Source organism: Bacillus cereus group sp. N21 (assembly GCF_016483395.1).
GTDB classification, from domain to species: Bacteria; Bacillota; Bacilli; order Bacillales; family Bacillaceae_G; genus Bacillus_A; species Bacillus_A pseudomycoides.
On the sequence record NZ_JAEHBX010000075.1, the window covers coordinates 1 to 20,448 of the forward strand.

Below are 20,448 nucleotides of genomic sequence, written 5' to 3' on the forward strand. Positions count from 1 at the left end.
ACCCCATAATACTAAGAGTACTCCAAAAAGTATAAATGCTAGTTTTAAAATCATCTTATAATTACCTCTGTCTATTATATTTTTTCTATGTATGTATTCCTTATACCTTTATTATTACATTGAAATAATAGTTGTACTATCTAATAACCTTACATCAAGATGACAGTTTTGTAAGATTTCTTTCATAAGTAAAAAATAAACTTTTTGGTATTATTAACGTCTGTGTCCCTTGTCATCAAACGTCCATGTTTTACCATCTATTTCTTGCCACCCTGTCTGCTTTACGCCTTTATCATCATAATGGTATATCTTACCATTTACTTTTTCAAACCCTGTCTGCTTTACGCCTTTATCATCATAATGGTATATCTTACCATTTACTTTTTCAAACCCTGTCATCATAGCTTGTCCGTCATTATTAAAATAATATCTTTTTCCTTCAATGGTTTCATGACCATCTAAAGTATAGTGTATGCCATCTTTAAAGCGGTATTTTTTTCCGTCAATTTCCTTCCAACCAGAATAGGAATCCCCTTCTTCTAAGCTGTAATATACGATTGCAGCCTGCTTCTCTGTATCAAATCCAGGTAAAAAGATTTTAGATACTCCTGTTTTTCTAATAGAGCCGTCTCTCTCAAATACTAGTCGTTTCCCGTCAAGATTAACACGAGTAATAGTATCTAGTGCTTTCCCATTCAAATCAGAAGCCTTCTCAATTACACCTTTGTCAGAAAAATAAAGAATAACATTTTGATCTTCTAGGCGTATTTCATTTGTATTTGCCACATAATTTTGGAAATAATAAATTTTACCTTCGATTTCTCGTAGACCTTCTTTAATGAACGCTCCAGAAGCATCAGAATAATGCAGATCTCTCCACGCTGATCGTTGCAGAACACCTGAATCATTAAAGTCGTAGTACTTCCCTTCAATCTCTCGACCATTTCCTACAACCATTTGGTTAGAATTTGGATTAAAATAATACATATTCCCGTTGATTTCCTTCCAGCCCTTTAAAAGAACACCTGAAGAATTTGCATAATAACGGGAACCATCTCTTTCCACCCAATTATTCGTTATCAATTTGCCAGAATCATATGCAGTCCATAGGGAACTATCTTTGCTATCCTCTTTGAACTCTATCTTTTCATACTTCGGTATCTCATTTCCTTTACCTGGATACCATTCTTTTAACCAGTTGTGAACTTCATTATTAGTTTTTGCAGTAAAATAAAGTTTATCACCATGATCTGGCGTGTGGAATAATTGAGAGCTAATTCCCGCAACCAGATGTGCACCATTCTTATTTACCAAATGGAACTGAAATTTATTGTCATAAGACTTCTCGTCAATCAGGACAAGTTCAAACACTTCATCATCACCAATCACATCTGAATATTGAAGCGAACCTACTTCTTTTCCTGAAAGATATTTCGAGCCTTTTTTAACAATTACTTTATTTGTCCCCTTTTTATAAGGAATAATTTGATAAGGGTTACCATCCTTTAGTATGCTAAATACTGATGTAATAGGTGTCTCTAGGATTTGAGAGGTATCTGCTAAAATATTACTTGATCGGTTATTAAAATCTGCGAGAGCTTCAGGATTATTCGTGACATAATTAGAAAGAGTTTCTCTGCTTGTTGGTTGTGAAGTCAATGTTGCTAACTTTTTTTGTTCTTCTGTTAAATAAGAAAAACGGTCCACTCCTAATCCTTTAAAGCCGTCAAGAGAATTTGCTCCGAATTTTTTCTTATAAAATTCATCAACAAGAACTTTGTTTTGACCAGATGTTTTTTCGACATATAAGGTAATTTTTTGATTAAGCGCAACTCCAGTTCTACCTTCATCCAATTGTGCTTGTGTAATGTAAAGAAGATTGTGTTCTGCAGCAGATTTTGCATCTGGTTCTAGATCTACGATTGTACCTACTTCTGTAATCTGAAGCTGTTGTCCGATTTTAAGTTGTGAATCTCACTTTTCCCATTTTGATAGAGAACTTTAATCGATTTAGTAAAATTCCCATCATCTTTCGTATGATGCACAGAAAGATTAAATTCCCCCGATTTAAAGTTAGGAGCTCTGTAAGATACATTCTCTGCATATGGACCCGCGTAATTAGTTAGGTCAGCACCCCCCCACCTCTTCGCCAACTGCTTCATAAATATCTTTCGCTGCTCCTAATGAAGTAATAGTTACATCTAGCACTTTAGCTATAACCCCTGCACTTATTTTTGCGCTTGCCTGGTTCTCTGCAACAGGAGCTACAGAAAAAAGAATACCTAATGCCGCTGTGGCAGGAATCACTTTTTTTCCAAATCCACTTATTTTAAATGTTTTTTTCATTTTTGTTTTCCTTCCTTAGTAAGATTTAGATTTCTTAAACACAATACTGTAAAATAATAAGCACCGAGAAATTATCATAACTTCTTTTTGTCTTTTCATTCATCACGTTGTTCTTCACTCTTTGTTTATACCTTTTATTACCGACTTATCTAAAATAGGTGCCGGGAAATTCATTTTATTTTAAATATCTTTCAACGGTTGTGTTATATTACGCAAACTGTAATAAATAGAAATATTAAACATTAATAAGTGGGAGAAAATATAATAAATTAGAAGTATTTATGGAGAAGAACAACATAAAAACCCCGCTTTTTTTTAGAGGATCAGGACATCTGAGCGCGTTTGAGAGCTTTTTCTGCCACATGCGAGGGTTAAAACAAAGAAAGAACTTGAGTTCAAGTCATCTCTTCTTCTGCATATCAAAAACTTATATGTAAAAAAATGAAAATGGATTTATATAGGTAAGAGGTAACAAAATAACATAACAATATAATAATATATAAAACAAAAATTTTATTCATTACACTAAAAATGACATGGAATATGAATTCCATGTCATTTTTCAAAGTGATTTCGAAAATAAGGGGGAAAGGGATTGCTCAAACTTATTTTTCTAGCACATCTGAGCCAATTAATTTTAAATCCTATGTTTTAATTGCACTTGTTGAGGTAAATGAAACTATAAAACATAAGATTATACTGTACATTGCTTATACTTTTTACTTCTGAGTTAAAATAAAATCAACTTTGCTTTATTCATCTTATTATATATCCCTTTCAATTTGCTTTCATAAATGTTACAAAAGTCTTGCAATCATCTTATTTCTTTGCTGATGTAACGGGAAGAGTAAACCAAAATTCACTCCCCTGTTTAGCGCCTGAACGATCTCGTACACCAATTTCGCCTTTGTGCATTTCAATTAATGATTGTGCAATGGCTAATCCAAGTCCAGATCCCCCAGATTGTGAGCTTCTTGATGAATCTGTTCTAAAAAAGCGTTCAAATATGCGCAGTTGATCACTATAAGCAATGCCTTCTCCTTCATCACGTACAATGAATTGAACGTGATGCTTCTACTTATTTTCCTCTACAATTAACTCAATCGTTCCAGACACTGGAGAATATCAAATTGCATTATGTAACAAATTACTGATAACCCGTGCTATCTTACAAGGCATAATCCAGAGCTTAGGCAATGTATCAGAAACTTGTAATTGCAAATAGATCTGTTTTTCTTCTAATAAAATAGAATGTGAATCTAGTACTTCTAATAGAATACGATCCATATGTGTGAAACTTGGATAAAAATCTTCTTGTCCAATTTCTAACTTAGAAAGATCAATACGTGTATTCGATTTGATACGCGAGATATAATAGGGGTCACCATATCACTATCAACTTAAGAGATTTTAATAACTATAAGTACAAAAAACGGTATCCTGTCTAATAATCTAGCTTGCTTAGAAAGAATAACGTTTTTACTTTTTAGGATTGTGAATATTCTTAAGTTGATGGGCATGGTATTGTGACCCCTAAAGAGGAATCCTGTTTGCTCAAACTTTATTTCAAAGCTACATTTAGATAAACATAAAACCGTAGAAATGATTAATTTCTACGGTTTTTATTGCATTAATTTAAAATTCTTTCGTAGTGGCCCCTCATACCTCAAATCGTTTCCGTACCCCTTTCGCTTTCGCGGATGCGCTCATACCAGCTGCTACTCCACCGATGGATTGGTCGGATAATACAATTTCAAATGAAATATTTGCTGTATGATTATGGTTTATTCAGTAGGATGTACATGGACTCTACTGATTATTAATAACATCCACAGTGATACATCACTACTATTTTCTTTTATTAATCATCATCTCTAGCATGATCTTATCCATATTCGATGAACCTTCATTTCCTAATCGGCAAAAGTTCTCAATTGTTTTATCAACATCTGCTTCGATAAATCCATCTGTAGCAGAGATACACATTCCTTGTGAGGCTAACAGTGCAGATTGTACAGCTGCACTTGAACAAGTTGCTACCTTCATCGCACATCCTGCTTTTGCTCCGTCACAAATCATCCCTGTCACATTTCCAAGTGTATTTTGGATTGCATACTTTATCTTTTCAATATCTCCACCTAATAAATACGTAATAGCAGCCGATGCACTTGCACCAGCAACTGTTACACCACAAAGTGCAGACAAACGTCCAAACTGATTTTTAATGTAAATCGCTAATAAATGACTTAACGTAACAGCACGAATTAGCTCTTCTTCCGAAGCATTTAATTTCTCACCTGCGGCTACTACAGGCATCGTTACGGCAATCCCTTGATTACCACTTCCTGAGTTAGCCATTACTGGCATTGTCGAACCGGCCATACGTGCATCTGAACCAGCAGCTGCTAATGCCATCGCATGAGTTGTTAAATCATCTGATAAAATTCCTTTCAATACATTTGCCTTTAATGTTTTTCCAACTTGTAAGCCATATTCATTCGACAAACCATCTAATGCCACATTACGATTCAGTTCAATACTCTTTTTTACAAGTACCAATTCCTTTACATCTACAGTCGTAACAAATTCATATATTTCTGGAATCGTTAGTTCATCACGTTCTTCTTCAGAAGTGGCAAAGTGTGTATTTCCACATCCATTCTTATAAACAAGCTCCCCATTCGCTTCTACTAATGCGATAAATGTGTGATTATCCTGAATAATAGCCCTTGCATATCCCTCGTCTGTCGTAAACTTCACTTCAATGTATAGCTTTTTAGACGTATCTGCTAATTCTACAGACACTTTCCCCGCTTCTACTAAAGAGATTGCTTGTTCTTCATCTTCTTCTGAGATTCCGGCTAACACTTCTAAATCTTTTTTGCTATCTCCTGCTAACACCCCTAAAGCAGCAACAAAGTCAATTCCAGTAGCCTTCATTCCTGGTATACCAACCGCCATTGCATTTTTAATGACATTTGTACTTGCAAGTACTTCAATTGACTGTATGTCGCCCTTCATATAATCTCTTGCGGTAGCTGCGGCTAACGCAATCGACACTGGCTCTGTACACCCTAAAGCAACGACTAATTCTTTCTCTAACACACGTAATATACTATTCTTGTTCACAAATTGCCCCCCCTATCTTTCAACCACCCATCATGTGAAATGATGAATAAGTTTTCGCAAAAATTAATTGTTTTCATCTTTAATCTTCTGTAAATAACGGTATATAGTTGGCTCAGATGTTTTTAACATTTTCGCCACCTCACATACTCTACCTTTTAATAGAAATGTTCCTTGGTCATGTAAATCACGTACAACATTCATCTTTTCTTTCGCTGACAGCCTCTCCGGAGGCACGTCAAATGTTTCCATCGTTTGAATAATAATTGTAGATAGAACATCTTCCACTTTTCCATGCAATTGCTCAAATGCATGTGTCTCTTCTTCCGCTTGTTTAGCTTCAAGATTAACCATCTCATCAGAAAATGATAAAAACTGATCCATCATCTCTTTTACCTTTGCATAATGTGCCACATCAGCATTTACACATAGAATCCCCACTAACTCTTTCTTATCATTCTTAATGAAAAAGCTAGAGGAGCGAAAGACCTTTCCATCCTTATTTACTGCTTTGTAATTAGCGATAAAATCACGCGTTAAATATGTTTTTTCTTGAAGTACCTTTAACACTAAGTTTGTAGGTGCGTCCCCGATCTTACGACCAGTTATATGCCCGTTCTCAATAGCAATGACAGAGCTTTCCGGCCTTGATAAATCGTGCAATACGACTTCACAATTTCTTCCCATTACCTTCGATAGGAATGTAACGAACGGATAGTATTGCTGTAATAATGTTTCGTTCTTCATCCTTCATTACTCCTATACTTCCTGTATTAAATTGTAATAATAAACTATCATTATAATTTATTATTGCAATTTAATAGTATCATAATATGTAAGCGCTCACAAAAAAATTCGAACCCTTTTAACATTTTTTTCTATCCCTAGATATTCGCATTGCAAGCAAGCCTTTAAGGGGTACTGAAACGATTCAAGGAATGAGGGGCATTCTGGAAAATAAATATAAAACAAAGGGGTTAATTTTAAAATTCAACGTTTATATCCAAATTTTATTTATAAAGGGGGCTCGCCACATCCATCAACTTAAGAAGATTTACTACCCATTATTGTTAAAAACATTATTCCTTCTAGATTAATAAGAAGGGATAACACCCAAAAAGACACCCTCTCAGGTGTCTTTTCTCATTATAGAAATATCTTAAAATAGATATCTGGTGTCATATATTCAATTTAAAAGGCCTTTTGTTATATCATAACGCCATTATCGGCAAATTGATACCATTTTCCATTGATATTCTTCCATCCAGTAGCCATATATCCGTAGTTATCAAAATAATACCAGTTACCTTCAATTTTTCTCCAATCCGTAGCCATAGAACCATCTTCTATGAAATAACGCCATACTGCATCAGCATCGGATTTACCAAAACTTACCCATCCTGTAGACATAACCCCTTCATAACCAAAGTAATATGTCTTTTCATTAATAGTTTTTAACTTTAAAGACATACGTCCATCTTCATCTAAGTAATACCAATTCCCTTTATCTTGTATCCAGCCAGTTTTCATCGTGCCATCTTCATTTAGATAGTACCAATTATCTTTATCTTGTACCCAGCCTGTTTGCATCTTTCCAGCAACAAAGTAATACCAGCTTCAGTTATAGCTTAACCAGCCATTATAGCTAATACCCTCGTTATTAAAGTAGTACCACTCATTCTTAATTAAATTCCACCCAGTTGCCATGGATCCATCTTCAAAATAATAGCTAGCAGTGCGGTATTCTCCTATCCAACCTGTTTGCATTCTCCCATTACTATATCCACTTAAAAAATATGTCTTACCATTATATTTAAGATGACCTGTGTGTAGATTTCCGCCTTGGAGAACGTAATACCAACCTCCTTCATATTGAACCCATCCTTCATTAGTATGCAGTGCACCGTCTGCTCCTAATAAGTAAAATCTATTATTTCCATCTTCAATAGGACCCGTTTGCATTTTTCCGCTTGCATCAAAATAATACCATTTTCCTCCATCTTGTAGCCAACCTATTTTCTTCATACCTTTTTGATCATAGAAATACCATGTATCTCCCTCTTTTACCCAACCACTTTTTTGCATTGTCTGTTCTGCCTTTGCAGTGGTCTGTTTCACATTTTCTTGTTTTTCAGCATGTGATACCGCAGGAACTACAAGCATTGCAGACATTAAAACTGGTAAAATAGCTTTCTTCATTTTCCATATCCCCCAAATAATGAATAATTTTAGTCTTTATTTCCATAAACAGAATTATATTATGATGTTTAAATATAATCAATATTTTTTTGTAACAAAAATGAAATATTTTTTATCTAATCGAAATAAAATATATTAGATATTAATTTTATTCATTTTTTTGTTACATTGTTTTTAAACTTATTCTAAATGTACAGATGAAAAAGCATCACTAAAAGTGGACAATACACTTTTGGTGATGCCTGGGTTAAAAAACATTTCAGAAACCGGATATTGCATAAACGCTTCCTTATGTAACATTCATATGTTTCAACTTAAGTTAATTCTTTCTTTTTCTTATTATATTGTGAATAGGAATACAAGAAGAAAAGGAATGCAATGATAAAAATCCAAGGTGATAAAAAGCGAAGCATAGCAAATGGAGTTTCAAATAAAAAAGTACTCCAAAACGCTGTCCCTTCCTTTTCCCATAATCCCTCTGTTAAATAGCTCACTTTAGGATTGAATAAACGAATAAATGACGGACCGTTAAATAACACAATTGTGTACATAAAAGACATCATCGCACACGTAAACGAATAGTTCGATAATCGCTTGTAAAAAGCGACTCGAGACGTTTGATCAGAGAACATTTCATCACGCCCATCCTCTTCCTTTTGCCAATAGTGCATGCTACCGAAGCGACTACCATAAACATGCTCCCAGCCAAAGTCTTCATGTATTGCAACGTATTCATCGTATTTTTCCTTGCTCATATAATCTTGATAGTCAAGGCGCATTACTTTTTTGATATTTGTTTTTTTAAATGTATATACCCCAAACGGATTGACACTGGTACATGTATAGCCTTGAGCAAGCATATCGTTTAACCAAAATTGTTCGTTTAAAACATTTGTAAATAACTTAAATTTCTTCATCGAACTACCTCATTTCATAGAGTGATAATACATGTTGCAACCTTCTTTTTTCGATTCCTAAAATTTCTTCTCCAGTATGTGTAATCTGGTATATTTTACGTCTTCCTGTTTCACCTGTTACCGGTTCGATCCAACCTTGTTTACTCAAATTTTCGATTGCACCATAAAGAGTGCCAGCTGCTAAAATTACATTCCCTTGACTCATTCGTTCTATTTTTTGCATAATTGCATAGCCATGTAACGGCTCTCGTAACGCTAATAATATATAATGCATCGTTTCGGATAACGGCAGTAATCTATGCTTCATTCATTCACCTCCTAGTATTAAGTCCAACTATACAGTTTAACTTAATAATTATTATATACAGTTCAACTATACATTTCAACTGAATAGTTGAACTACACAAAAAACATACACTGATTTTACTAAGTGTATGTTATAACTAGAATTCTTAATTACAGAATGGGGTAGCGTCAGGTTTATGCGGATTTACAACGTTAAGCGGAAAACCTAACGGGGCAGGTTAAGTTAGTAAGAGGATTAGATAAAATTGTGTCGAATATACTTTATTTGGTGAAATTGAAGTCTTGGAGGATACATTTTGAAGAAATATGAGATTAAAAATAACATTCCAACATTGGAAGAATACAAATATTTGTGTGACTCTGTCGGATGGACTAATTATATGAATTTTGAAGTGGTGGAAACATCACTTCAAAATTCTATTCACTGCATCACAGTCAATGATAATGATCAAATTGTGGGTATGGGGAGAATTGTTGGCGATGGGGCTATCTATTTCTATATTCAAGATATAGTGGTTCATCCAGATTATCAAAAGAATGGTATTGGAAAGGAAATAATGAATATTTTGGTTGAATACTTAAATCGGAATGCCCCAGATAAAGCGTTTATTGGTTTGTTTGCATCACAAGGTAAAAAATCATTCTATGAAAAATATGATTTTAAAGATTACTCACCCAACATGACGGGGATGTTTACTGTAATTTCAAAAAAATAGACATAATAAATTTAAAATTTTAGAAGAAGACATTAATCAACATAAAAGCCATTATTCTTCTAGTAGGGGTCACTATATCATTTCGGGAAAATTGTACGTTAATTAGAGTATTATGAAGAGAGGATTGTTCGTTCAATATAGAGACGAATATCCTCTCTTTTTATAGATGTTAGAAATATAAACAGTAGCTTACATATTTAGTCTAGTTCGTTTATTATGTAGCTACAACGCCGTCTCAAGAAGTTGGAAGGTGGGAACAAGCAATTATGTGAGCAATTAAAGGTTGCTTACGCAGATATTTATAAGCATATATAACTCACTCTTAGGGGCTAGTTTAGTATAGCTTCTTAAACTATTGAAGTAGCCCAGTTGAAAAATTAAGCCAGTTCAGATATGGTAATATAAGGGTTACAGGTACCCAACGCTAAGTTTAAAGGGGACGTCTAAATGTCAACGATAAGGATCGAGAAAGCATCTATTACGGATGCTGAAAAGTTAACAGAAATTAAGAAAAGAACTTTTGATAAAGAAGCAAAAAAATGGCTTCCAAATCAAGAGAATATAATTGACTATAATATTCAGCCACCAGGGTACTCTTCAATTGAAATGACTAAGTATATGATTAAGGAGTTAAATTACTTCAAGGTTATATGCAACAAAACAATTGTGGGTGGAATTATTGTCACGATTTCCGGTAAATCTTTCGGAAGAATAGACCGTATTTTTGTAGACCCTGACTCTTAAGGTAAAGGCATAGGCTCAAAGGTCATAGATTTGATAGAAAAAGAGTTTCCGAATGTGCGAGCCTGGGATCTTGAAACATCTAGTAGACAGCTAAACAATCACTACTTTTATGAAAAAATGGGATATCAAGCAACCTTTAAAACCGAAGATGAATATTGTTATATAAAGAGAATAGAAACCCCATTAGGGATAGAAAAATCAGTTGAAAATGAGGACATTTCAGGTACTCAATATGAAAACTGTAATATGGCTAAAACGGAGTGTTATCAAGTAACTTTAGAGGGTAGTTCTTTTAGCAATAGTAACTTGATGAGCAGCCACATTAATAATTGTAATCTTAGTCATTCAAAGTTCCACAATATAAATTTTAGAAATACATTGTTTGCCGATCTAAATTTTTCTAATAGTGAAATGGCTTTGGTGACTTTAGATGGGGTTCGTTTCGTTGATACAAGTCTTGGAGATGAAGGTAATCCAATCACATTTGAAAGGTGTGACCTTAAAGGTAGTAAAATAAATAATAGTAACCTTAGGAACGTGGAAATACAGCAGAGTGATATAACGGGTATGAAAATAAATAACATTCCTGTGGAAGACCTTCTCGAACTATACTATCATGTGAATAAAAAGTAAACAATCAGTGCTTCCCTTCAAAATTGGCTCTTTTAAATAATGGATTCATTTTTGAATGATGACCTCTAAATCAAAGGAGCTTACATATTAGATATGTAAGCTCCTTTATTTTTCAAGGATTCTCAGAATTTAGGTTGGTATGTCAACACGAAACTAGACAATTTTTTTAAGGTGTTCCTGCCTGTACTGAACAGGGCTCAAATAGCCTAGTGTGCCATGGATTCTAACATTGTTAAACCAGTTTACGTAGTCGTTCAATTCTAAAATCAATTCTTCTAAACTTGCGAAATGACGATCACGAACGAACTCTGTTTTAAGAAGATTAATTGTTATTTTTATAGTAGAAGATGGTAGCAGCTAATTCACCATTCTCAGATTTCGCATAGTTAGGAATCCGCCCAGCTTGAATATAACCTAATGAAGTATATAGTTTATTGGAAGAGTCTCCTTCTCTTGTATCAAGAACTAATAATGACCTATCCTTTTGTTTTGCTATTTCTTCAGCCCTTTGCATAAGTAAACGACCAATACCATTACGTCGATAATTGGGGTGTGTCATTAATTTTGCGATTTCAGCTCTATGGCTTCCATTCTGCTTCGTCGATAATTGTAACTGTACACTTCCAACAATTTGATTGTTTGATTTAGCAACAAATAAAATCACTTCGGGGCTAAGAACGGTTTCCCAGTACTTTTCTGCATCTACTTTTCCCATTGGTGGTAAAAATCCAATCGAAGCCCCATCTTCTACGACCTTTATTAAAAGTTCTGAAAGCTCATTAAGATGTTCTTCAATTAAAAATAATTGTTCAATTTTTACATCAATATCCAAGACAATCACCTCTATTTTAAATTAGCATCTTAATAAAAATTAGGTGTATCTGTGTTGCCTATCTAATTTCATAAAATAACCATTCGGATATTTCTCCTCCCTATAACCAATTTTCAATATTATTTTTTTATTCATACGAATAGGTAAGAGTTTGAAGTTATCGCTCCCTTTTCCCCTCGTTAGCACCGTACGTGCCACTTTCATCGCATACGGCGCCCCAACTAATCCAAATTTATTTGCTCATTGACACTTCTGATACTGTGTATCTTCAGAGCCTCAATTCTTCCGTATTAATAAGTCGGTGCCTTTCGCAAAAGGTGAACCTCTATTAGTCTCACAAAAACCTTATTAATCGATAAAGATTTGCCTTGCATGAACAAATAATCCTTCATTAGTCTAGTGGCTATCCCTCCATGTGGATTGGACATTTCATCGATACTGTGCCACCACTTTCACTGATATAAAGAGAAGTTATACATTCGCTAATCTCACAAATGCTTTCCAACTCAACGCTTCAAAGGGAGTAAGCCCTCCACGTTATCAGCTTACAACGTTGAATTATATCTATTATAGAACAAACGTAGGTGCTTCCTGTGAGCCTGTTAATCTTCATACGCCTGTAATGTATCATGGATTTTCATATTAGCTAGTTTTACTCATCCACTACTAACTTCACACAAGGTGAGATACACATTTCTATGTATTGCAGGTCTAGACCCGTACATTCGAAAGTTCGTCAGCAACCCCATTTCTTATTGTAAGGTGCATTGCATTCTCACTATATTTGTTCAACTCAAGCATCATAATTTACACCGCCCCCTCGGGTAAGGTTTTCGTCAGCCGATACTGTTACGGTAAATTCTCACGCCTATTTGCCGAGCTTATAACACGAAACTTCTTACTCAATGTCGTGCTATTCGACGCAGAGAGAGCCTTTCAAGGCGTTACCCTATCATTCGACTCTTCGATATAATCCTTCCGTTTCATCAAGATGAAACGGTCTAGCCTTTACCAGAGTAATGTGACCATTCTCCATTTAAGCTAGAAACATTTCGCACAACTATCCTGCACCTTTAGTGAAATAACAGAGTGTAGTTAATTTTGGTACATCTTTTTTATAAACGGTTTAACTTTCTTCAAAATGGCATGACTTTTTTATAAACAGTACAACTTTGTTTTAAGTCGACATGTCACATCTTCTGCTAAAGTTCTCTTATTTTTAAATTCTTCCTGTTTTCACTGCTCTAGCCCAATCTAAGCGACCGTTTATTTCACTTTTGTTAATTGCTCCATCTTGATTATAAGGAATATGTAATTGCTCTATCATCCAATCATTTTCTTGTTTTGTAACAATTGTATAATTAGCAAATGGTGAACCTGATTCCATTTTATGATAGATTGGTAATTCATCTTCATAGGCGGGTAGCCCAACACTTCCTGGATTAATAATTATTTTATCATTTGGAAGATAAATGACTCTTGGTATATGTGTATGTGCACAAAAAATAAGCCTTTGTGGAATACCACTTACTAATTTCATAATATCTTCTGTCTTTTTAAGTACTGATCCACTAGAGTTCATTTCCTCTAACAAATATATTTCATCACTTGTCGGTGTTCCATGACAAAAATAGAAATCATCGGTTTGTAAGAAATTAGGCAAATTAGAAATCCACGTTTTATGCTCATCCTCTAATAAATTCTGTACATATTGAACTGTTAAATTAGACCTATTAGGCTCTAATAAAATTCGATCGCAATTCCCTTTAATACTTTGAATATTTTGGTTCATTAAAAGATCATAGGTTTCCAGTGGAAATAAAGGACCATATAAGCTATCCCCCAAATTATAAATAGATTGAATCCCTCGGTTATTAATATCTGTTAGTACAGCTTGTAAGGCATCTTTATTTCCATGAATATCAGCCATTATTGTAATTTTCATACCAATCACCCCTTCAGAATTTATAGTTTCACTTTTATTTCATCATAAATATGAAAAGAATTCTGTCCTTACCTTATATAGAATGAATATTCGTACTATTATTGCACATTAATTGAAAAAAGCCGACACTAAATGTTATAGGTAATGAAGATGTAAAAGCACAGGGCATATTTAAAGCTTTAGAAGTCTACGTTATGAATCGTCAAGAGGAACCTATTACACTAAATAGCAAAAACTTTAAATTAATTGATGATCTAGGAAGAGAATATTACAGTTCTACTGAAGCTCAATTAGCACTTAAAGCTGTGAATAATGCTACATTTAAATTTGATACTCTTAATCCAGATTCAAGTTCGTTAGGAAAAATTGTATTCGATGTACCGAAATATGCTAAAGGATTAGTTTTACAATTTAATGGTGATATGTTGGATAAAGAGATTGATTTAAAAGTTGAATAGTCAAAAGAACTCGAAAAAGTGTTTTTTGAATGAAATACTGATTTGAATCATATTTCTCAAAAGTAAATGTAGATAAATATGGTAAAATGGTAATTGGATGGGAGTCCAATACATATTATTAAAATTAAAGTGGTTCAAGTCGGAGAAAGGCACCTTATGGTGTCTTTTCTTTATTTCTTAAAGGACCTGCTCATTCATCATTATAAAACATAAAGTAATGTAAACCCGTTAAAACACAAGAATGACCCAATGTTCTCCCCTCTTATCTAAAAGGAGGAACTGTTATGGGCTTTGGAGGTAGTTGCAGTAGTTTTGGTGGTGGATTCGCCTTAGTCGTTGTGCTCTTTATATTATTAATCATAGTTGGAGCTAGCTGCTTTTGCTGATTTACTTACTAGTAAAGAAAAGGCACTCATTGGAGTGTCTTTTCTTTATGAAAAAATCCCCACACAATGCGCAGGGGAAAGAGCAAACTGTTCAGTTGGATGAACATCTTCATCATAATGGCGTACCGCCCCATGCCCATCAACTTAAGAAAACAAATCCACCCCAAAACGAAAAAATGAGCTTTTTTATTACGAATTAGCACAAAATCTCGTTCTGGGGGTAGTTGTATTTTCTTAGCTTGATAGCGATGTGGTGCTACCGCTAATAGGAAAAACGAAAAAACTTTTTTAGGGAAAAAATCAAGATTACAACCAAATTTTTGCTAGTTGAGATACTCCTTTTATTATCTTTTCTTCACATAAATTACCCAATCCAAGTTGAATATGTGGATATCGTGGTATACATTTCGAGAAATATTTCGAGCAAGGATAAACTGCAATTCCGTATTCATATGCCCTTTCAATTAGCATTTTTTCACTCATTTTTGTTTTAACTTCAATAATAACGAAAATTCCGGAGCTACCACCTTTTATTTCAACATAATTCTTAAAGTGTTTTAGTAATTCCCTATTCAATAGATTCATTTTACGTTTATACAAAGCTTTCATCTTCCTTAAGTGTGAGTACCAATATCCTTCATCCATAAAGGTCGCCAGTGTTCGCTGATGAATAGATGAGGATGTTTGCTCAAGTAAAGGGAGTATCTTTTTATATTCACTTACTAGCCTCCTAGGTAAAACCATATAACTGACACGGATAGAAGGTAGCAGTGCTTTTGAAAAAGTTCCTAAATAAACCACCCTATCATTAGAATCTAAACTTTGAAGAGACGGTACAGGTTGATGGATGTATCGAAATTCACTATCGTAATCATCCTCAATAATATATCCTTCCACCCTTTTTGCCCATTGAATTAACTTTAATCTTTCATTGACGGGGATAGTCACTCCATATGGAAAGTGGTGAGTAGGAGTGATATATAAAAGTCTAGAAGGCGACTTTAAAAGGCGATCGACTTGGATGCCTTGTTCTTTTACCGGAATCGGATCAATGATAAATGACTGAAGAGCAAATAGTTCCCTTGCCACATCATAGCCAGGGTCTTCTACTGCCAGATAATGATAGTCTTGCTTTAGCAACAGCGACAAAAGTAATAACAAGTGTTGTGTGCTACTGCCAATAATAATCTGTTCAGCAGAAGTATTAACCCCTCTTGATTGAAACAAGTAATCTGCTAGTACCTTTCTTAATTTAATATCGCCTTGTTTTTCTCCGTATGAAAACATGCTAGAGTCTTTAACGATTTTGTTTGTAAGCATTCTCCATTTTTTCAAAGGGAAGTTCTCTTGATCCACTGTCCCAATCTTAAAGTCAATAGTTTTCATGTCAGTTTGATTTTTTTCATGATGCTGTTCTCTAATGGGTTCATAATTAAGCGTCTCATCCGATATAGTGGCCTCTACAAAAAATCCCTTTTTGTTCTCACTTCGAATATATCCTTCCGATTGCAATTGTTCATAGGCTACCTGAGTTGTGTTTCTGCTGACCTCTAATTGGAGAGCAAGTTGTCTAATCGATGGCAACTTTGTATTCCTTTCTAATTTACCAGATAAAATCTGGGTACGTATGTATTGATAAACTTGTTGGTACATAGGAGTGTTACTTTTTCGATTGATATTAAATATTAGTTCATTCATCATTGAAATACCTCATCTGTCATTTGTGTTTATTGTAAACTGTACCTTTTAGAAATGACAGTATAAATGAATAATGAATTTAGAAAAAATTTTGATCTGGGAGATAACTTATGACAATATTTATGTACATATTTTGTTTGATTGTATGGGGACTCAACTTTATTGCAGTAAAAATTCAAGGAACTCCTGTCAGCTTGGAATTATCCTTAACTTATCGTTTAGTTATGACAGCCTTTTTATTTTTGATTCTTGTTTGGTTCCTTCGACCAAGAGGGAGGCCAACAAGAAAAGATATCCCGTTTGTAATAGTTTTTGGTGTATGTAACTTTGCATTAAGCTACTTATGCCTTTATTACGCCACAATTTTGAGTTCTGCAGCAATCGTAACATTGATTTTTTCATTAAAGGTGATTTTGACCCCGATTACTCTCCGGATTTTTTTAAAAGAAAAGTTACATTCACGCGTTTTGTTTGGGGGGATTTTGGGTGTATTAGGCGTATGTATTCTCATCTATCCGAATTTGAACAACTTTCAAGGGTCCAATGACATAAAAGGGATTATGGTTGCGATCTTAGGTACGCTTCTTACAGCAGTAGGTGATGCCAGCTCGGCACGAAATGCAAGTCACAAGGTGAATCCTATCTATGCAAATGCCATTGGATTTACAGTGGGCAGTATATTGATGGGAGTAATTGTATTATTTCAAGGACAAGAATTTATATTTCCAACATCGTTTTCATACTTATCTGTGTTGCTATATTTAACCCTGGTTGCTTCATTTGTAGCATGGTTATTCTATTTGAAGCTTGTAGAAAAAATTGGAGGAGCTCAAAGTGGCTATATGGTTGCACTTTTCCCGGTAATTGGAGGAATAGCTTCCGTTTTAATCGGCGAGTCAGATCCATCATTGTATTTGTTTGCTGGTTGCTTTTCTAGCTGTATTGGTGCTGCCATCGCATTAGGGTTTGGAACTCGGAAGCAAAATGCGAAATCACCTCTAAAAAGAGCTAATTAAGAAGGAATAAGTCTTGTGAACTTGAAAATAGAGCTCATTTATTTGGTTCTCAGGTTGTTGACCAAGAATGCATGAACACTTAAACAAATGGAATATAGACTATAGGGGTCACCATACATTACTATCAACCTAAGAGGAATTTGTATCCATAATTCATAGAAAGCGTTATTCTTTTTGTAGAAATATACAGAAAGGATGGTGTTTTTGTATGAATCTATCGATTCAAGATGAGTTTTATTTGTTCGCTAAAGAATTACAGCGATATCTATCTCCACATATTCTTCAACAACTTGCACAAGAGACAGGTTTTGTAAAACGAAAGAGTAAGTATGGCGCACGAGATTTGGCTCCTATTTATCCTAGTTCAGGAGGATGTGCACAAACAGCCGGTATTAAAATTCAGCTAGAGTATGATTTACATAGTGGAAAATTCCTCAATTTTCAAATGGAGCCAGGTGAAAATAATGATAAAACCTTTGGTACAGATTGTTTAGATACTTTATGCCCAGGAGATTTATGCATCCGGGATTTAGGTTGTTTTCACTTGAAAGATCTTCAACATATACAAGATAAAAAGGCTTATTATATCTCAGGTATCAAATCGAATACACGTATTTATCAAAAAAATCCTAACCCTGATTATTTTCAAGATGGCAGAATCAAGAAAGGTACAGAGTATATCCAGATAGATATGGAGGTTTTAATGAACTCTCTTCAACCAGGACAAACATGTGAAATATCCAATGCTTTTGTAGGAATGGTTGACTTACGCTGTTTCCATTCTTGATATACGGATATAAATCTATTATCAATCTCAATTTTCTTTCGACCAAATTTAATACCCTTAAAAAATCACTATTCTCCCATTTCTTCTAAACCGATGAGAGGATAGTGATTTTGAAACTTCTTCACCTGTTCAATTGAAATTTCCTGTTATTTATTATGGATTCATCGTGATTTCAATTGCTGAAGCCCTATCATTCCAATCCGCAGCCATATTAGCAGTTTTACCATACCACTCATAATGTCTAAACATGACTCCTTGACCATATCCCTGAGATGAAGTATGCTCCCACAGCGTCGTTGAGTAGCTTGCAGAAGGTGACGCCGTACTTAAGGAGGAAATTCTGTCATTCCAGCCAGAAGATAAGTTTGTAAACCCACTGCTCCAATAAATATACTGTCCACCTTTATTTATATGCTCATAGAAATCCGTACTTTCAGGACCACTACCTAGAGGCTGTATTACATTTTTAAGTTGAGGCTGTATTACATTTTTAAATCTTTGCTTATCTTTTTTAATGAAAGCCTCCAAGTAATCCCGTTTTTACGAAGTTGAATATCCAATGTATGCCCGTCTTTATCTATTGCACGATATAAATAACACCATTTTCCTTTGACTTTTATATAGGTTTCATCTAGCTTCCAAGATAATTGGACGTTTTTATTTTTCTTCTTCCAAATTTGATAGATAAGGTTTCCGTATTCATGAACCCAGCGCATGATAGTTGTTGGGTGAACTGAGATTCCACGTTCTTTTAAAATTTCAGAGACATCCCGATAACTTAAAGAAAAACGACAGTAGTACAGGGCGGCTACCAAAATAATATCTTTCTTGAACTGTTTTCCTTTAAAATATCGCATTTATGTTTCTCCTTACTCTTTTTTTCTAGAGTGTAGTCTCATTTAGAAAACTTTGCAACAGAACCCTTGGTAGCCATTTGGTGAAACTTTTTTACAAATAATTCAACTATGTTTCAAACCAACAATATTTTCTCTTTTTACAAATTATAGTTAAAAAGTTAGGCTTCAAACTCTTTCCTTTAAAAGTTCATAAAAATGTTTTAATATGTTTAATTATGCTATTTCCTTATTCAAGAAATTAGTCTATAATTTTCTAAGGAATATTATGGGGATAGAGGAGTTTATGCAAGAATATGGAGATGAGAAAGTTACATTATTTAATTGAAAAAAGAAAAGAAGAATTAATTGAGCTTGTTAAACACTATGGTTTTTGTCATCCTAGGGTGCTAAAATTTAGCCAAGATCTAGATAAATTAATTATTCATATGATGAAGCAAAGTGAAATACGTGACATTATTACAAAAGCAAACAGTAATACATGTAAAAAATAAAAATTCTATAATTTTACCTCTTATATTTATACATCAATCTATACAGAACTTTTTTCATGAAATATTTATAAAATAAATATATTTCTAGATCCTTTTAACTGGTTCGGTTGAGGTGTAGGTACAAGCATTAAATAAGAACTGCATTCGTTAAAAATTAACATAACTAATAGCAAAAAAAGAAGCGGAAACCGCTCTTTTTTGTTCATTCTCTAAGCGTTAGCATAACAGGTGAGTAGTTCACGAGATGCTCACAATCTAATTTTATTTAAAAATGAAATCTTATTAAGTGTAAATAATGCATAATCTAAAGTTGTAGTTCTAATTAATATACAATCTGATTCACCACTTTGTGTTCCTATCTTTACTAACTTTTTCTTTTCAGGAACATAGTCATTATCTTCAATAATCTCAACAATGTCCTCTAACAGAATATTAATTTCTGCAGTTTGCCATTCAATTGTTAATTGTTCATGTGTCTTTGTTACCTTAATATCTTGCATATAACTCTATTACCTACCTATTAAATTTAAATTTCATTATAAATGAATGTAACGAAATTATATCAAAAAGTTATAAAAACAGCTACAATTTTTTATTCTTAAACAAAGCACCAAGATTCCTATTTGTTAATTAAAAAACCAGGGATTATTACCCCTGGTGTCTCAAAAAAATGTTTTAGACCATAGAAAAAAGGGTTCTGTTGCAAAGTTTTCGAAACTCAAGTACACTTTGGACACAACCACCATACCTTTTTAGTGTAGCTTTGAAATAAACTTTGGTCAAAAACAACTCGAAAACCTTCATTTTACAATACAGAAAATTCAAAAATCACCTGAGTAAACCTGTATATCGAATTAATAGTATCTTTTTTATAAAGAGTTTAATAATATATTATGGTTTCCATAAAATCCTTGGAAGATCCTTTATACCCTCTCCATCTATATATAAAACATTCGTTTCAAATTTCACTTTTTGCCGTATTGCTTCTTTA

General features: G+C 33.9%; 14 protein-coding genes and 9 pseudogenes. 9 read left to right on the plus strand and 14 right to left on the minus strand.

Annotated elements, in window-relative coordinates; genetic code table 11:
• Positions 1-213: 213 nt before the first annotated feature.
• From JDS96_RS25835 to JDS96_RS25870, 7 genes and pseudogenes are all read right to left on the minus strand, one after another.
• Positions 214-2,346: pseudogene (locus JDS96_RS25835) on the minus strand (N-acetylmuramoyl-L-alanine amidase family protein).
• A gap of 819 nt (positions 2,347-3,165) precedes the next feature.
• Positions 3,166-3,699: pseudogene (locus tag JDS96_RS25845) on the minus strand (sensor histidine kinase); the annotation flags it as partial.
• A gap of 495 nt (positions 3,700-4,194) precedes the next feature.
• Positions 4,195-5,475, minus strand: coding sequence for an L-cysteine desulfidase family protein (locus tag JDS96_RS25850; RefSeq protein ID WP_018764660.1), 1,281 nt, complete (start codon positions 5,473-5,475; stop codon positions 4,195-4,197).
• A 63-nt stretch (positions 5,476-5,538) separates the two neighbouring features.
• Positions 5,539-6,219 carry a helix-turn-helix transcriptional regulator gene (locus JDS96_RS25855; protein WP_199668482.1) on the minus strand — a complete coding sequence of 227 codons (681 nt, stop codon included), beginning with the start codon at positions 6,217-6,219 and terminating at the stop codon, positions 5,539-5,541.
• A gap of 459 nt (positions 6,220-6,678) precedes the next feature.
• Positions 6,679-7,671: pseudogene (locus tag JDS96_RS25860) on the minus strand (glucan-binding protein).
• A 314-nt stretch (positions 7,672-7,985) separates the two neighbouring features.
• The gene (locus tag JDS96_RS25865) at positions 7,986-8,588 is read right to left on the minus strand and encodes a DUF2812 domain-containing protein (protein ID WP_003203117.1); all 603 of its coding nucleotides are present in this window, start codon (positions 8,586-8,588) and stop codon (positions 7,986-7,988) included.
• 4 nt (positions 8,589-8,592) lie between these two features.
• Positions 8,593-8,895 carry a PadR family transcriptional regulator gene (locus JDS96_RS25870; RefSeq protein WP_018782267.1) on the minus strand — a complete coding sequence of 101 codons (303 nt, stop codon included), beginning with the start codon at positions 8,893-8,895 and terminating at the stop codon, positions 8,593-8,595.
• A gap of 295 nt (positions 8,896-9,190) precedes the next feature.
• Here JDS96_RS25870 and JDS96_RS25875 point away from each other — a divergent pair, with 295 nt between their 5' ends.
• From JDS96_RS25875 to JDS96_RS25880, 3 genes and pseudogenes are all read left to right on the plus strand, one after another.
• Entirely contained in the window at positions 9,191-9,610 is a 420-nt protein-coding gene (locus JDS96_RS25875; protein ID WP_003210015.1) for a GNAT family N-acetyltransferase, read from the plus strand.
• 222 nt (positions 9,611-9,832) lie between these two features.
• Positions 9,833-9,925 (plus strand): annotated as a pseudogene (locus tag JDS96_RS32490) (DUF6262 family protein); the annotation flags it as partial.
• A 132-nt stretch (positions 9,926-10,057) separates the two neighbouring features.
• A pseudogene (locus JDS96_RS25880) lies at positions 10,058-10,987 on the plus strand (GNAT family N-acetyltransferase).
• A gap of 153 nt (positions 10,988-11,140) precedes the next feature.
• Here the strand turns inward: JDS96_RS25880 and JDS96_RS25885 are convergent.
• The 3 genes and pseudogenes from JDS96_RS25885 to JDS96_RS25895 form a co-directional block, all read right to left on the minus strand.
• Positions 11,141-11,305: pseudogene (locus JDS96_RS25885) on the minus strand (IS3 family transposase); the annotation flags it as partial.
• A gap of 4 nt (positions 11,306-11,309) precedes the next feature.
• Positions 11,310-11,819, minus strand: coding sequence for a GNAT family N-acetyltransferase (locus JDS96_RS25890; protein WP_199668483.1), 510 nt, complete (start codon positions 11,817-11,819; stop codon positions 11,310-11,312).
• A 1,219-nt stretch (positions 11,820-13,038) separates the two neighbouring features.
• Positions 13,039-13,764 (minus strand): metallophosphoesterase family protein, encoded by a 726-nt coding sequence (locus JDS96_RS25895; RefSeq protein WP_199668484.1) that lies wholly within the window; start codon positions 13,762-13,764, stop codon positions 13,039-13,041.
• 137 nt (positions 13,765-13,901) lie between these two features.
• Between JDS96_RS25895 and JDS96_RS25900 the strand changes: the two genes are divergently transcribed.
• The 3 genes from JDS96_RS25900 (at position 13,902) to JDS96_RS25910 (ending at position 14,808) form a co-directional block, all read left to right on the plus strand.
• Complete coding sequence (locus JDS96_RS25900) at positions 13,902-14,222, plus strand: DUF4352 domain-containing protein (protein WP_374221011.1); 321 nt, start codon at positions 13,902-13,904, stop codon at positions 14,220-14,222.
• Positions 14,223-14,506: 284 nt separating this feature from the next.
• On the plus strand, positions 14,507-14,608 hold the full coding sequence (locus tag JDS96_RS25905) for a YjcZ family sporulation protein (protein ID WP_018764670.1): 102 nt from the start codon (positions 14,507-14,509) through the stop codon (positions 14,606-14,608).
• A 47-nt stretch (positions 14,609-14,655) separates the two neighbouring features.
• A complete protein-coding gene (locus JDS96_RS25910; RefSeq protein ID WP_003203102.1) occupies positions 14,656-14,808 on the plus strand; it encodes a hypothetical protein in 153 nt (50 codons plus the stop codon).
• 106 nt (positions 14,809-14,914) lie between these two features.
• On the opposite strand, the gene pdxR is transcribed toward JDS96_RS25910, so the two are convergent.
• Positions 14,915-16,306, minus strand: a complete 1,392-nt coding sequence (gene pdxR / locus JDS96_RS25915) for a MocR-like pyridoxine biosynthesis transcription factor PdxR (protein WP_199668488.1) — start codon at positions 16,304-16,306, stop codon at positions 14,915-14,917.
• A 110-nt stretch (positions 16,307-16,416) separates the two neighbouring features.
• Between pdxR and JDS96_RS25920 the strand changes: the two genes are divergently transcribed.
• Both JDS96_RS25920 and JDS96_RS25925 read left to right on the plus strand, forming a co-directional pair.
• Complete coding sequence (locus JDS96_RS25920) at positions 16,417-17,322, plus strand: DMT family transporter (RefSeq protein ID WP_003203099.1); 906 nt, start codon at positions 16,417-16,419, stop codon at positions 17,320-17,322.
• A gap of 208 nt (positions 17,323-17,530) precedes the next feature.
• Positions 17,531-18,088 (plus strand): annotated as a pseudogene (locus tag JDS96_RS25925) (transposase); the annotation flags it as partial.
• Between the two features lie 174 nt (positions 18,089-18,262).
• On the opposite strand, the pseudogene JDS96_RS33330 reads toward JDS96_RS25925, so the two are convergent.
• Positions 18,263-18,646 (minus strand): annotated as a pseudogene (locus JDS96_RS33330) (hypothetical protein); the annotation flags it as partial.
• Positions 18,647-18,648: 2 nt separating this feature from the next.
• A pseudogene (locus JDS96_RS25935) lies at positions 18,649-18,966 on the minus strand (IS6 family transposase); the annotation flags it as partial.
• A 293-nt stretch (positions 18,967-19,259) separates the two neighbouring features.
• On the opposite strand from JDS96_RS25935, the gene JDS96_RS25940 reads away from it, so the two are divergent.
• Positions 19,260-19,457, plus strand: a complete 198-nt coding sequence (locus JDS96_RS25940; RefSeq protein WP_003203089.1) for an aspartyl-phosphate phosphatase Spo0E family protein — start codon at positions 19,260-19,262, stop codon at positions 19,455-19,457.
• Between the two features lie 248 nt (positions 19,458-19,705).
• On the opposite strand, the gene JDS96_RS25945 is transcribed toward JDS96_RS25940, so the two are convergent.
• On the minus strand, positions 19,706-19,957 hold the full coding sequence (locus JDS96_RS25945; protein WP_003203088.1) for a SunI/YnzG family protein: 252 nt from the start codon (positions 19,955-19,957) through the stop codon (positions 19,706-19,708).
• Positions 19,958-20,448: the final 491 nt, after the last annotated feature.

Bases quoted from the DNA above. Each gene is read 5' to 3' on its own strand.
- JDS96_RS25895 (WP_199668484.1), bottom strand. From the start codon at position 13,764: ATGAAAATTACAATAATGGCTGATATTCATGGAAATAAAGATGCCTTA.
- pdxR (WP_199668488.1), bottom strand. From the start codon at position 16,306: ATGAATGAACTAATATTTAATATCAATCGAAAAAGTAACACTCCTATG.
- JDS96_RS25940 (WP_003203089.1), top strand. From the start codon at position 19,260: ATGGAGATGAGAAAGTTACATTATTTAATTGAAAAAAGAAAAGAAGAA.
- JDS96_RS25945 (WP_003203088.1), bottom strand. From the start codon at position 19,957: ATGCAAGATATTAAGGTAACAAAGACACATGAACAATTAACAATTGAA.
- JDS96_RS25865 (WP_003203117.1), bottom strand. From the start codon at position 8,588: ATGAAGAAATTTAAGTTATTTACAAATGTTTTAAACGAACAATTTTGG.
- JDS96_RS25905 (WP_018764670.1), top strand. From the start codon at position 14,507: ATGGGCTTTGGAGGTAGTTGCAGTAGTTTTGGTGGTGGATTCGCCTTA.
- JDS96_RS25910 (WP_003203102.1), top strand. From the start codon at position 14,656: ATGAAAAAATCCCCACACAATGCGCAGGGGAAAGAGCAAACTGTTCAG.
- JDS96_RS25920 (WP_003203099.1), top strand. From the start codon at position 16,417: ATGACAATATTTATGTACATATTTTGTTTGATTGTATGGGGACTCAAC.
- JDS96_RS25870 (WP_018782267.1), bottom strand. From the start codon at position 8,895: ATGAAGCATAGATTACTGCCGTTATCCGAAACGATGCATTATATATTA.
- JDS96_RS25855 (WP_199668482.1), bottom strand. From the start codon at position 6,219: ATGAAGAACGAAACATTATTACAGCAATACTATCCGTTCGTTACATTC.